Origin of the sequence: Bifidobacterium saguinibicoloris, from assembly GCF_019331725.1 — a bacterium.
GTDB lineage: Bacteria > Actinomycetota > Actinomycetes > Actinomycetales > Bifidobacteriaceae > Bifidobacterium > Bifidobacterium saguinibicoloris.
Window position 1 is genome coordinate 118,277 of record NZ_JAHBBF010000006.1, and the last position, 12,813, is coordinate 131,089.

The following is a 12,813-nucleotide window of genomic DNA, read 5'->3' on the forward strand; positions in this document are numbered from 1 at the left end:
CCCGGAGAATTCACAGACCGAGGATCTGCTTCTTCTTCACGTCGAATTCCTCTTGGGAGAGGATGCCGGCGTCCAGCAGTTCCTTGAGCTTCTTCACTGCGTCTAATTGCTCCTCAAGCGACATGGTCGGCGCGGCCGGCCGTGCAGGCGTTGCGGCGGAGGCCGGCGCCGCGGATTCCGCAGGCGCTGCGGCCTGCCGGCCGGGCCAGGTGCCTGCGCCCGGAGCCCCCGGCACCTGAGCCGCCGGACCGAGACCCTGTGCCATGTTCATGCCGAAGACCATGCCGCCCATGTCGCCGAGCCCATGATTCTGGATGCCCTGCGCGATCTTCTGCTGGGCCGCCATGTTGCCGGCCTGCATGGAGATGTCCTCATACGCCTTCATATCCATGTGCTGCTGCGAGTAACGCTTGACCAGCTCGCGCGATTCGGGAGTGAATTCGATGCTTTCGATGCCGATGCCCGCGAGGGCGAAGCCGAACCGCCCGGGCCACGTGCCGGCGTTGCCCCTATCGGCGGCGACGCTCTTCGCGATCTCGTTGGATTGTGCCGGCAGCTGGGAGATGCGGTACCGTTCGGACAGCGCATTGACCGCGACCATGAACGACTGCAGGAATTCGGAGAGCACCTGCGAGCGCGCCCGCGGATCGTCGAACGTATAGCAATCGACGTTGGCGGGTACGAAGTTGCACACGAACCTGACCGGATCGGTCACCTGCAGGGACATGACGCCGCGTGCGCGGATCTCCAAATCGGTGCCGTAGAAGCGGTCATGATAGACGAGCGGCGCCGGGGTGCCGAATTTGACGCCGCGGATCTCGCGCAGGTTGATGAAGGCGACACGCTTGTTGACGGATGGCTGGCCGCCGAACGCGAAACGGTCACCGATGGCGTCGAACACCGATTTGCCGATGCCGTCGCCGTTGAAGATGGTGCTTTCGCCGTTCTGGTACTCGTAGCCCCCGGCCTGGGTGATGACGGCTTCTATGCCGCCCTGGTCGTAGATGAACGCGGCCGTTCCCACCGGCACGTAGATCTTGGAGCCGTTCGAGATCACGCCTTCCGAGCCGCGCGTGTTCGAGCCACGCCCACGATTGGTCTGCCGAAGCACGCCCGGCATCACCACCGTATGCTCGTCGAACGGGCCGACGGTGATGATGTCCTTCCACATATCGGCGAAGGTGCCGCCGAGAGCTCCTGCGAATGCCTGGATCAACGCCATGATGCTGCCTTTCTATTCGCCGCCGGTCACAGTTGGCGTGGTGTGTCGCAGTACGGGCACTGCACGGTGTCCCCTGCTGCGCCTGTGAGCGTCGCACCGCAACCGTCGCATTGCGCCGTGGTGCGTTGCCGTCGTTCCAGGCCGAGCTCCTTGGTGAACGAACCGACGGTGTCCTTCAGCGTGCCGCCGAGAGCTTCTGCCATGCCGGCGAGGAGACCACCGTCATCCGTGGAGGTGTCGACGTCCTTTCCGGTGGCCAGCGAGCGCAGGTATTCGGAGAGCCGTTTGGCGTCACGTCTCGATTTCAATCCGATGACGACACGCCCTTGGTCGGTGGTGACCTCCACCGCTCCGTCGGCGTTGATGCGGACTTGGGCGTTGTCGTCCACCACTGCGATCCGATTGACCGGATAGGTGCGGATCTCTTTGAAATTGGTTTCGAAGAAGGACAGGATGCCGCAGGTCAGGTTCCGGTCCGTGAGCAGCACCTGCGCCGATTTGCCGTCGATGAACGCGTCTGCGGCCATGATCTCCCGTTCGCCGGGGTTCGCCTTCAATGTCGGCATGATGTCTCTTCCTGTCTTGTCCGGTCGGCGGACGCCGCAGCGGCGTCGTCCCCCATCGGACCGGTATTGTCATGGGCGTGACCGGTGTCCCGGGCGTCCCACCGCGCGTCCTGTCCGTGGGGTTCACCCATGTCGCGGGCGGCGTCGTCGACCGCCTTGAGTCCATGGAGGATGGTGGCCGCCAGTCGCGTGAACCGTCGTCCCTTTCGTGTATCCACGCCCATCCTCCTGACGCTATGGGAGAGCGGGCGGCGATGCCTCAGTTGTCTGCTGAGAATGGCGCCCCTTCACTTCGTTATCGTTTCCATCGTGAAGGAGGCTAAATATTCTGTCAATGACGTAATATGTTATAAATTCAGTCAGAGAATCAGAGGTTTTTATATCATGGATGATATTCCACGCCACAGCGCCGCCATATGGCGCGAACGATTGAAGCAGTGCATGGAGGAACATGGGCTGACGCAGCTGTCGTTCGTCAGCCAACTCAACAACCAGTATCTGACCCGATACCACCAGAAGGACGTGAGCCGGTGGCTGAACACCGGCAACCGCACGGCGTCCGGCGAAATAGGATTCCCCAAGTACGAGACCATGACGATGATCGCCGACTTCTTCGGCGTGGACGTCGGCTATCTCACCGGCGAGACCGACGAACGCACCTTCGACATGAGCCGGGCGTGCGCCTACACCGGCCTGCGCAGCACCTCCCTGGATGCCGTCCGCCGATGGGTCTTCCAGGAGGCGGACGACCCCGTCATGCAGCGCTATCGCGTGGACACGTTGAACCGGTTCCTCTCCTCGCCGCGCTTCGCGGAACTGCTCGCCAAGCTCATGACGCTGCATGAGATGTCGACGATCCGGAACAACGAGCCCGATAAATTCGGCACGCTGATGACCAGCCTGGCCGACGACAGCGAGTTGCCTGCCGGCTTCACGCTGGAGCTGATCACCGGAGCGTTCCTCGGGCTCGCCAGCGAATCGTTCTCGCAGCTCGTGCGCGAAGCGTACCCCATCCCCAAGGCCGAAGCATAGGGCCGAGGCATAGGAGGTCGGCGGACGCCGGCACGATCACGCCCCGAAATCACTGTCCCCTTGGGCCTCGTCCTTGGCGATGCCCGCCTCGACGTTCCGCGCCGTCTCGGCGATGAGCGCCTCATAGCCGGCCAGCGCCGCGAACGGCATGAACTGGGCGGCGCGGTTGCGTCTGGACATCGGCGGATGTCGCCGGGAGACATGGTGCGGCAGGTCGATGATGTCGTCATAACGGTGGGTCTCGTGCAGTGTCATGCGCGATGTCCTCCGATCTGGTTGTTGCGGGCGATGCCGGTGGCGCCCGGCTCCATGTCCATCGCCTTGACGACGGCGTTGCGTCCGTAGCGGCGTTTGATGGCGAGCATCGCCCGCTGCACGCTGTCGCCCCTGTCCGCGCCCGAAGAGAGGGAGGTTCCGTCGGCTACCGTCCCCCCGCGCCCGCCCGGCCCCTTCCCGTCCGGAACGTCCGTTCCGCCACGTTCCGCCTCGCCGACGTCGAACAGGTCGGGCTGGTCGTAGCGCTTGCCCGCGGCGAGGTCGGCCGGCGAGGTCAGGTTTTCGGCGACGACGGTGAGACGACGCACCAGCAGCGCCGGGTCGGCGATGCGGTCGAACAACGCGGCCATGGCCCTGCGGATCAGTTCGGCCGAGGCGGTGTACTCCCCCAGTCCGGCCGCGCCGGTGGCAGGCTTTGGCACACGGCGTCCGTAATGGTCCACGGACACGGGACCGCGGTAGTCCTTCGCCGCGCGACGTGCGATGGACCGAACCGATTCGTCGACGCATAAATCGAGACGCGCGGGGTCGACGGCACCGGAATCATAGCCGACGGCGAGCGCGATGCGGTTCGTGCGTACGCCTTTGCCGGTCAGGTCGAGGGCGAGGGAATCTGCCATCTCCTTGACGATGAGACGTGCGGTGGCGTGGTCGGTGGGCCCGGTGAGCACCTGGCCCACGCTGGAGCTGTGGGATTCCGGCTCATAGGCCTTGATGTCGGCGATGGTGCACGGCTCCCAACCCCAGGCGTGGTCGATGAGCAGCTCGGCGTTGACGCCGAACATGAGGTAGAGCAGTTCTTCGTTGTAATAGTCGGAGGCGCGCCCCACGGAGCAGCGGGCGATGCTTCCCATGGTGGGCAGACCGGCCTTCTCGAGTCTTCTCGCATAACCGCGGCCGACCCGCCAGAAGTCGGTGAGCGGACGATGGTCCCACAGCAGCCGCCGATATGACGTCTCGTCGAGTTCGGCGACGCGCACGCCGTCGGCGTCCGCGGGCATATGCTTAGCGACGATGTCCATCGCGACCTTCGCGAGATACAGGTTGGTGCCGATGCCGGCGGTGGCGGTGATGCCGGTCCTGGCGAGAATCTCGGCCACGATGGCCCGCGCCATGCCGTGCGGCGTGAGACCGGACGACCTCAGGTACGGGGTGGCGTCGATGAACACCTCGTCGATCGAGTAGACGTGGATGTCCTGCGCCGAGGCGTATTCAAGATAAATCGAATAGATGTCGGCGCTGACCTTGAGGTATTCGGCCATGCGGGGCATGGCGACGATCATCGTGGCCTCGAGGCCGGGCGAGCGGGCAAGCTCGCCCGCATCCCACGACGAGCCGGCGAACCGTCTCCCGGGGGCGTGCAGCAGACGTTCGGCGTTCACCCGGGAGAGGCGCTCCTTCACGGCGAACAGCCGGTCCCTGCCCGGGATGCCGTACGCCTTGAGCGATGGCGAGACGGCCAGACAGATGGTCTTGTCGGTGCGACTTTCGTCCGCCACGACCAGATGGGTGGTCAACGGGTCGAGTCCGCGCGCATGGCATTCGACGGACGCGTAGAAGGATTTCAGGTCGATGGCGAGATAGACGCGACCACGCGCCGACGACACCGCATCATCGCCCATCGCCCTCACCTCCCATCCATCGGAACGGACCCTCACCATACCACGCAAATCGAACATTTGTTCGACTTGCGTGTGTCGCCCCGTTTTTCCCCGGAATGACCACATAGCGGGACGAACACGCCGGCGGGGCGCGGGTCTGATGTAGCCGGCGATTGGTAGGGTGAACAGGTAGTGAACTCCATGTCTGACCACGTTTGAAAAGGAGCTTTGGCTTGTCGGCTGAACTCGAAGACATTCATGAGGAATGTGGCATCTTCGGCGTATGGGGACACCCCGACGCCGCACGACTCACCTATTTCGGACTGCACGCGCTGCAGCACCGCGGCCAGGAGGGCGCCGGCATCGTCGCGAACGACCACGGCCATCTCACCGGACACCGCGGCCTGGGACTGCTGACCCAGGTGTTCGGCGACGAACGCGAGATCGAACGTCTCAAGGGTAGCCATGCGATCGGCCACGTGCGCTACGCCACCGCCGGATCCGGCACCACGGACAACATCCAGCCGTTCATCTTCCGCTTCCATGACGGCGACGTGGCCCTGTGCCACAACGGCAACCTCACCAACTGCCCGTCACTGCGCCGCAAGCTCGAGGACGAAGGCGCCATCTTCCACTCCAACTCCGACACCGAGGTGCTCATGCACCTCATCCGCCGCTCCCTGCAGCGCACCTTCATGGACAAGCTCAAGGAGGCGCTCAACACGGTCCACGGCGGCTTCGCCTACCTGCTCATGACCGAGGACGCGATGATCGGCGCGCTCGACCCGAACGGCTTCCGCCCGCTCTCCCTCGGCAAGATGAAGAACGGCGCCTACGTGCTGGCCTCCGAGACCTGCGCGCTCGACGTGGTCGGCGCCGAGCTCGTGCGCAACATCCGCCCGGGCGAGATCGTCGTCGTCAACGACCACGGCTACCGCATCGTGCAGTACACGAACAACACGCAGCTGGCCATCTGCTCGATGGAGTTCATCTACTTCGCCCGCCCCGACTCCGACATCTACGGCGTCAACGTCCACTCCGCCCGCAAGCGCATGGGCGCAAGGCTCGCCGCCGAGGCCGGCGTCGACGCGGACATGGTCATCGGCGTACCGAACTCCTCCCTGTCGGCCGCATCCGGCTACGCGGAGGCGTCCGGCCTGCCCAACGAGATGGGCCTCATCAAGAACCAGTACGTGGCCCGCACGTTCATCCAGCCGACGCAGGAGCTGCGCGAACAAGGCGTGAGGATGAAGCTCTCCGCCGTGCGCGGCGTCGTCAAGGGCAAGCGCGTCGTCGTCATCGACGATTCGATCGTGCGCGGCACCACCTCCAAGCGCATCGTGCAGCTACTCAAGGAGGCCGGCGCGGCCGAAGTGCACATGCGCATCAGCTCCCCGCCGCTCAAGTACCCGTGCTTCTACGGCATCGACATCTCCACCACCCGCGAGCTCATCGCCGGCCACAAGTCGGTCGAGGAGATTCGCGAGTACATCGGCGCCGACTCGCTCGCGTTCCTGTCGCTCGACGGCCTGATCGAATCGATCGGCCTCAACGCGGACGCGCCGTACGGCGGTCTGTGCGTCGCCTACTTCAACGGCGACTACCCCACCGCGCTCGACGACTACGAGGCCGACTTCTTGAAGTCCCTCACCCCGGAGGACCGTGTGCGCCTGCCCGAATTCGCGCTGTACAAGAGCAAGTACATCGGCAACGAGTACACCGTGCAGCCCTCGGCGGAAGACGAGCCGGCCGGGCACGACGGCGACGGCATCGCCTGAAGACCGTTCGCCGGAGCGGTCGAGACCCGATGAGCCCCTCCGCCCCGGCAAACGGACGGACAACACATAGCGGATAACTGAATACCCGAACCCAAGAAAGGCCAACCCCCAATGCCCAAAGCATATGAGAACGCCGGCGTGAGCGTCGAAGCCGGATACGAAGTCGTCAAGCGCATCAAGTCGCATGTGGCGCGCACCAACCGCCCGGGCGTGGTCGGCGGCATCGGCGGCTTCGGCGGCCTGTTCGATCTCGCCTCCCTCGGCTACCAGGAGCCGGTCCTCATCTCCGGCACCGACGGCGTGGGCACCAAGCTCGTCGTGGCCAAGATGGCGGACAAGCACGACACCATCGGCATCGACTGCGTGGCCATGTGCGTCAACGACATCGCCGCCCAGGGCGCCGAACCGCTGTTCTTCCTCGACTACATCGCATGCGGCAAGAACGACCCGGCCCTGCTCGAGCAGGTCGTCGCCGGCGTGGCCGACGGCTGCGTGCAGGCCGGTTCCGGCCTGATCGGCGGCGAGACCGCCGAGATGCCCGGCATGTACGACGAGGACGAGTACGATCTGGCCGGCTTCGCCGTGGGCGTCGCCGAGAAGTCCAAGATCGTCGACGGCTCCGGCATCACCGAAGGCGACGTGCTCATCGGTCTGCCGTCCACCGGCATCCACTCCAACGGCTTCTCCCTGGTGCGCAAGGCCCTGTTCGAGCAGGCCGGCTACACCGTGGACACCGAGCTGGACGAGTTGGGCGGCGCCAAGCTCGGCGATGTGCTGCTCACCCCCACCAAGATCTACGTCAAGGCCCTCAAGCCCCTGTTCGAGGCGGGCGTCGTCAAGGGCGTCGCGCACATCACCGGCGGCGGCTTCATCGAAAACGTGCCGCGTATGATCCCCGACGGCCTCGCCGCCGAGATCGACCTCGGCACCTGGCCGGTGCTGCCGATTTTCGACGTGCTCGAGAAGGCCGGCGAGATTGACCACATGGAGATGTACAACATCTTCAACATGGGCATCGGCATGGTGCTGGCCGTCGACGCCGACCGCGCCGACGAGACCGTCAAGCTGCTCGAATCCAACGGCGAGGCCGGCTATGTGATCGGCCGCATCGGCAAGGACACCGACGGCACGCAGATCGTGCTCAAGTAACCGCACGGCATTCGTTCAAGGGCTTCCCCGACGGGGAAGCCCTCACCAATGAAAGGACTCGAAAACATGGGACAGAAGGTTCTGGTCATCGGTTCGGGCGCGCGCGAGCACGCCATCGCCCACGCCCTGCAGCGCGGCGGCAGCGTCGAGGAGGTGACCGTCGCCCCCGGCAACCCGGGCATGGAGCTTGACGGCATCCGCACCACGCATATCGACCAGTCGAATCATGCGGCGCTCATCGAATTCATGAAGGACAACGGCTACGACTGGGCGTTCGTCGGCCCCGAGGTGCCACTCATCGAAGGCATCGTCGACGACTTCGCCGCCGCCGGCCTCAAGGCGTTCGGCCCGGGCAAGGCCGCCGCACAGATCGAAGGTTCCAAAGACTTCGCCAAGCAGCTCATGGAGCGTCACGGCATCCCGACCGCCAAGTACGCGACCTTCGACGCGCTCGAACCGGCCGTCTCCTACGTGCGCGAGCACGGCGCCCCGATCGTCGTCAAGGCCGACGGCCTGGCCGCAGGCAAGGGCGTCACCGTCGCGATGGACGAGGACACCGCCGTCGCCGCGCTCGACGACATCTTCATCGACCACCGCTTCGGCAACGCCGGTGCGAAGGTCGTCATCGAGGACTTCCTCGAAGGCCAGGAGTTCTCGCTGATGAGCTTCGTGAACGGCACCGAGTTCTGGCCGATGCCGATCTCCCAGGACCACAAGCGCGCCTACGACGGCGACAAGGGGCCGAACACCGGCGGCATGGGCGCCTACAGCCCGGTCCCCCAGATTCCGCAGTCCGTGGTCGACGAGGCGATTGAGACGATCGTCAAGCCCACCGTCGAAGCCATGGCGGCCGAGGGCACGCCGTTCACCGGCATCCTGTACGCGGGCCTCATCGCCACCGCCGAAGGCCCGAAGGTCATCGAGTTCAACGCCCGTTTCGGCGACCCGGAGACCGAGGTCGTCCTGCCGAAGCTCACCTCCGATCTGGGTGAGGGCATCCGCGCCATCCTCGACGGCGGCGACCCCGAGTTCACCTGGGACGACGAACGCGTCACCCTTGGCGTGGTCCTCGCCTCCGACGGCTACCCGACGAACGTCGTCAAGGGCGCGAAGATCCCCGCCATCCCGGTCGACGAGGATTCCCACGTCTACTACGCGGGCGTCGCCAAGGACGGCAACGGCGAGCTCGTCGCCTCCTCCGGCCGCGTGCTGTTCGTGGAGACCTCCGCGCCGACCATCAAGGACGCGCAGGACAAGGTGTACGCCGTCATCGACGCGCTGCCCACCGACGGCATGTTCTACCGTCACGACATCGGTTTCAAAGCCCTGAACGCATGATCACGGAGTGTCCTCGGCGTTGCGGGAGACTCGACGTGCCTTCGTATGCCTTCGTCTCCCGCGCCTTGAGGCCACACACGTGATCCCACGTTCGGTCCGGGCGAACGAGGTTTCGTAACAAGGCGCCGCTGAGTATCACTCAGCGGCGCCTTCCTTTACGGACCGGTCAACCCAACCGGCGCAGCACGTCGACGACGCGGCGCGTCATCGCGTCGAACGGCGGATACACCAGTCGCAGCGTGTCCGGGAAGGAGGGCTTGACGGTCACCGTCTTCACGTGGCTGAACGTGAGGAACCCGGCCTCGCCGTGATAGGCGCCGATGCCGGACGCGCCCACGCCGCCGAACGGCAGTCTCGAGGACATGAGATGTCCAAGCGGCAGTCCGAACCCCAGCGCGCCGGACGATGTGCGCCGTTCGAAGGCGAGACGCGTGGCGCGGTCGCGGGAGAACACGTAGGCGGCGAGCGGACGCGGACGGCCGTTGACGAACGCGATCGCCTCGTCGGCGTCACGCACGGGAATGATCGGCAGAATCGGTCCGAAGATCTCCTCCCCCATCACCGGCGCGTCCGGATCGGTGCCGTACAGCACGGTGGGCGCGATGTACCTGTCGTCGCGGTCGATCGTCCCGCCGCAGACGAGGCGTCCTGCGGGGACCGGACCGGACGGGGATGACGATGCATGCTCCGGCAGCAAGGCGCACAGACGGTCGAAATGACGTTCGTTGACGATGCGGCCGTAATCGGGCGAACGCTGCGGATCGTCGCCGTAGAATTCCGTCACGGCCACGCCGATGCGCGTCGCCAACGCCTCGGCGACGTCCGACGTGGCGAGCACATAGTCCGGCGCGACGCAGGTCTGCCCGGCATTCGTGAATTTGCCCCATGCGATGCGCCGCGCCGCCACGACGAGATCGGCCGTGGCGTCGACGAAGCAGGGCGACTTGCCGCCGAGTTCCAACGTGACCGACGTGAGATGCTCGGCGGCCGCCCGCATCACCACCTTGCCGACCTTGCCGCCGCCCGTGTAGAAGATGTGGTCGAACGGGAGCCGCAGCAATGCGCCGGTCTCGTCGGGTCCTCCCTCGATGACGGCCACCGCCTCGGCGTCGAGGTATTCGGGGATGAGCGCGGCGAGCAGCCGCGACGTGGCCGGCGCCAGTTCGGATGGTTTGACGCACGCGGCGTCGCCGGCGGCGAGCGCGTCCGCCAACGGCTCCAACGCCAGCAACGTCGGATAGTTCCACGGCGCGATGATGAGCACGACGCCCTTCGGCTCGGCGACAGTCCATCCCATGGCGGGCTGAAGCATCCACGGCATCACCTTGGGGTGCCGGCGCATCCACGCGTGGAGATGGTCGCGGACGAATCGCGCCTCCGAGGAGACCAGCATGAGCTCCGTGAGCATAGTCTCCTCCGCGGGCTTGCCCAGGTCGGAGGCGGCGGCCCGGACGAAATCGTCCCGATGTTCGCGGACCATGCGGCGCAGGGCGTCGAGTTGCCTGCGGCGCCATGCGGGCGGACGGGTGCGGCCGGAAGCGTAACCGGCCTTCAGCCTTGCGAACGTCGTCTCGATGTCGACGGTCATCGCACGCTCCTTCCCATGACGGCGGCGGAACCGCAAGCTTTACGGCAGTGGCACCGCAATTTCGGATGGGGCTACGCCCCGCGTTTTCCGGCGTGCCTGTCGGCACGCGACACTGCCTACAGACAGCCCACCGGGCTGTCTGCTTTACGGCAGTGTCATGAAAGCGGTGTCCTTGAGGTAGTTTTTGCCGTCGGTGATGTCGTATTGGATGAGCCTGTAGTCGGCAAGCAGCTGCTTGGTCTCGGCGTCGAAATCGCTTTCGGCCATCGGCGTGCCGCTGGCGTCGAGGTAGATCGCCTGGCCTTCGGGGATGCGGTCCCAGCCTTGGATCTTGTTGACGACGGGCGGTTCCATGGCCGCGACCTTCTGGTGCATGAGCGTGAGGAACGCCAGATAGGGCGAGACCTTCGCATCCATATGCTGCGCGGCCTGGGCCACGAAGAAGTTGGGCGACGAGTAGTCGGCGTCGTCGAGCTTCACGCCCTTGGATGAGGACGCCTTGTTCGACCAGATGAAGTAGTCGGTCAGGTGCAGGGCGAGCGAGTTGTTCTCGTCCTGGCTGGCGGACGAGTAGATGCCGGGCAGGTGGTCGCCGTAGAAGACGACGGTAATGGGCTTGTCGATGGCGTCGAGCTGGTCGAGGAAGTCGGCGGTGGCCTCGTCGGTGATCGATTCGCCCTTCTGGTAGGTTTCGATCGATTCGAGTTCGTCCTTGCCGAGCGGTTTGCCGGTGGTGGATTCGGCGGTGAAGTCGTTGTCCTTGTACCACTCGTGGTAGGGCATGTGGTTCTGCATGGTGATGACCTGCAGGAACTGGCTGGCGTCGCTCTTCTCGACCTCCTCCACCGTGCTCTGGTAAGTGGCGGCGTCGGAGACGTAGGGGCTGTCGTCGATCTTGTCCTGATGGGCGATGACGTCCGGTCCGGTGAGCGTGTAGAAGTGGGAGAACCCGAACTTCTTGTAGTTGGTGGCGCGCGAGTACATGGACGATTCGTACGGATGCAGGCCGATGGAGTTCTTCGCCGCGCCCCACATCTGGTTGATGGTGGGCGTCCAGTGCTCGCCGGGCACGAGCTGCTGGTAGGGGCTCGTGAGCGAGGAGTCGAAGTTGGCCATGGACAGGCCGGTCAATCCCATGTATTCGAGGTTGGCGGTGCCGCCGCCGTATCCGGAGGAGAGCATGAGTCCGGAGGTGGTGCGCTCCTTGATGGCGCGGATCTTCGGCATGGAGTCCTTGTTGACTTTGAGACCGGGCACGCGTGAGGTGTCGGAGAAGGATTCGGACAGCACATAGATGACGGTGGAGTCGGTCAGGCTGGACTTGCGGGTGGCATTGATGCTCTTCGCCGCCTTCGTGTACCTGGCGGCCACCTGCTTCATGGTCTCCTCGGAATAGTCGGACGGTTTGTCCATGACCTTGGGGTTGACCTGGCGCATGAACGCGACGAGCGGGCCGTTGCGCTGCGCGTCGTAGACGGAGTCCCACATGGACGGTTTGTCGCCCATCACGGTGGCGAGGTTCTTCGCCCAGGAGCCCACGGTGCTCACCTGCATGGCGTACAGGCCGAAGAACATGCCCGGCAGGAGGAACAGCAGCAGGCGGGTCACGGCGTTCACCGAGGCGGATTGCCGTCCTTCGCCGCGCAGCAGGCGTCCGTGCCGGGAGTCGAGATGGTTGAGGAGCACGAACACGGCGACGAACACCGCGAACACGGCGATGGCGATGAGGATGGTCCAATGGGCGCCGGCGGGCATGAAGCCCATGAGGTTGCCGGCATCCGCCTTGAGGAAGTTGAGGTCCGAGGGCAGAACCGCCTCGTAGCGGATGGAAATCTTGAAGTGCTCGATCACGGCGACGACGATGGCCGCAGCGACGAGCAGCGGCGTGGCGATCCAGAACCGGTTGAACAGCATGAGCAGCATGAGGTACAGCAGCCCGACGAGCAGGATGTTGAGCAGGAACACGAAGTTCAGGTCGGTGAACATCTTGCCGACGAAGTCCCAGCCGACCTCAGGGCTGGAGAGAGTGACGCGCGACGAGGCGCCCACGCTCACGCCGACCTCGAGGATGGCGACGGCGGCGATGTCGAAGACGATGAAGAGCACGCCGTACAGCCATCCGGGGAAGGGCCTCGGCTTGATGCGGCGCGTCGCCTTGCCGTTGTCGATGCCGGTGTCCGATTCCTGCTTCATGCTGCCTTCCTCACCCATATGCCTGGTTTCCCGTTGCGTCCGTTTCCCTCCGTGCCGGCCTGTGCTCGGC

General features: G+C 65.1%; 10 protein-coding genes. 4 read left to right on the forward strand and 6 right to left on the reverse strand.

Going from position 1 to position 12,813, the window contains the following annotated elements; translation table 11 throughout:
• Positions 1-10: 10 nt before the first annotated feature.
• Positions 11-1,222, reverse strand: coding sequence for an SPFH domain-containing protein (locus KIH78_RS05735; RefSeq protein ID WP_219131609.1), 1,212 nt, complete (start codon positions 1,220-1,222; stop codon positions 11-13).
• 26 nt (positions 1,223-1,248) lie between these two features.
• Positions 1,249-1,788: a hypothetical protein gene (locus KIH78_RS05740; RefSeq protein ID WP_219131610.1), complete on the reverse strand. Its 540-nt coding sequence runs from the start codon at positions 1,786-1,788 to the stop codon at positions 1,249-1,251.
• A 384-nt stretch (positions 1,789-2,172) separates the two neighbouring features.
• Here KIH78_RS05740 and KIH78_RS05745 point away from each other — a divergent pair, with 384 nt between their 5' ends.
• The gene (locus KIH78_RS05745; protein WP_236034446.1) at positions 2,173-2,820 is read left to right on the forward strand and encodes a helix-turn-helix domain-containing protein; all 648 of its coding nucleotides are present in this window, start codon (positions 2,173-2,175) and stop codon (positions 2,818-2,820) included.
• A gap of 36 nt (positions 2,821-2,856) precedes the next feature.
• Here the strand turns inward: KIH78_RS05745 and KIH78_RS05750 are convergent, their stop codons facing one another.
• A complete protein-coding gene (locus KIH78_RS05750; protein WP_214312634.1) occupies positions 2,857-3,075 on the reverse strand; it encodes a hypothetical protein in 219 nt (72 codons plus the stop codon).
• Positions 3,072-4,718 carry a Y-family DNA polymerase gene (locus KIH78_RS05755; protein WP_236034447.1) on the reverse strand — a complete coding sequence of 549 codons (1,647 nt, stop codon included), beginning with the start codon at positions 4,716-4,718 and terminating at the stop codon, positions 3,072-3,074. The genes KIH78_RS05750 and KIH78_RS05755 overlap by 4 nt, the downstream gene beginning before the upstream one ends.
• A 212-nt stretch (positions 4,719-4,930) precedes the next feature.
• Here KIH78_RS05755 and purF point away from each other — a divergent pair, with 212 nt between their 5' ends.
• The 3 genes from purF to purD all read left to right on the forward strand — a co-directional run bounded on the left by purF (position 4,931) and on the right by purD (position 8,962).
• Positions 4,931-6,475, forward strand: coding sequence for an amidophosphoribosyltransferase (purF, locus tag KIH78_RS05760; RefSeq protein ID WP_219131612.1), 1,545 nt, complete (start codon positions 4,931-4,933; stop codon positions 6,473-6,475).
• Positions 6,476-6,586: 111 nt separating this feature from the next.
• Complete coding sequence (gene purM / locus KIH78_RS05765; protein ID WP_219131613.1) at positions 6,587-7,624, forward strand: phosphoribosylformylglycinamidine cyclo-ligase; 1,038 nt, start codon at positions 6,587-6,589, stop codon at positions 7,622-7,624.
• 66 nt (positions 7,625-7,690) lie between these two features.
• Complete coding sequence (gene purD, locus KIH78_RS05770; protein ID WP_219131614.1) at positions 7,691-8,962, forward strand: phosphoribosylamine--glycine ligase; 1,272 nt, start codon at positions 7,691-7,693, stop codon at positions 8,960-8,962.
• Positions 8,963-9,128: 166 nt separating this feature from the next.
• On the opposite strand, the gene KIH78_RS05775 is transcribed toward purD, so the two are convergent.
• Positions 9,129-10,550, reverse strand: a complete 1,422-nt coding sequence (locus KIH78_RS05775; RefSeq protein ID WP_219131615.1) for an aldehyde dehydrogenase family protein — start codon at positions 10,548-10,550, stop codon at positions 9,129-9,131.
• Positions 10,551-10,694: 144 nt separating this feature from the next.
• Positions 10,695-12,743 (reverse strand): LTA synthase family protein, encoded by a 2,049-nt coding sequence (locus KIH78_RS05780; protein WP_236034448.1) that lies wholly within the window; start codon positions 12,741-12,743, stop codon positions 10,695-10,697.
• Between the last annotated feature and the right edge of the window lie 70 nt (positions 12,744-12,813).

What these genes read in the sequence shown, in the direction of transcription:
- KIH78_RS05735 (WP_219131609.1), bottom strand. Translation starts at nt 1,222, where the DNA reads ATGGCGTTGATCCAGGCATTCGCAGGAGCTCTCGGCGGCACCTTCGCC.
- KIH78_RS05740 (WP_219131610.1), bottom strand. Translation starts at nt 1,788, where the DNA reads ATGCCGACATTGAAGGCGAACCCCGGCGAACGGGAGATCATGGCCGCA.
- KIH78_RS05745 (WP_236034446.1), top strand. Translation starts at nt 2,173, where the DNA reads ATGGATGATATTCCACGCCACAGCGCCGCCATATGGCGCGAACGATTG.
- KIH78_RS05750 (WP_214312634.1), bottom strand. Translation starts at nt 3,075, where the DNA reads ATGACACTGCACGAGACCCACCGTTATGACGACATCATCGACCTGCCG.
- KIH78_RS05755 (WP_236034447.1), bottom strand. Translation starts at nt 4,718, where the DNA reads ATGGGCGATGATGCGGTGTCGTCGGCGCGTGGTCGCGTCTATCTCGCC.
- purM (WP_219131613.1), top strand. Translation starts at nt 6,587, where the DNA reads ATGCCCAAAGCATATGAGAACGCCGGCGTGAGCGTCGAAGCCGGATAC.
- purD (WP_219131614.1), top strand. Translation starts at nt 7,691, where the DNA reads ATGGGACAGAAGGTTCTGGTCATCGGTTCGGGCGCGCGCGAGCACGCC.
- KIH78_RS05775 (WP_219131615.1), bottom strand. Translation starts at nt 10,550, where the DNA reads ATGACCGTCGACATCGAGACGACGTTCGCAAGGCTGAAGGCCGGTTAC.
- KIH78_RS05780 (WP_236034448.1), bottom strand. Translation starts at nt 12,743, where the DNA reads ATGAAGCAGGAATCGGACACCGGCATCGACAACGGCAAGGCGACGCGC.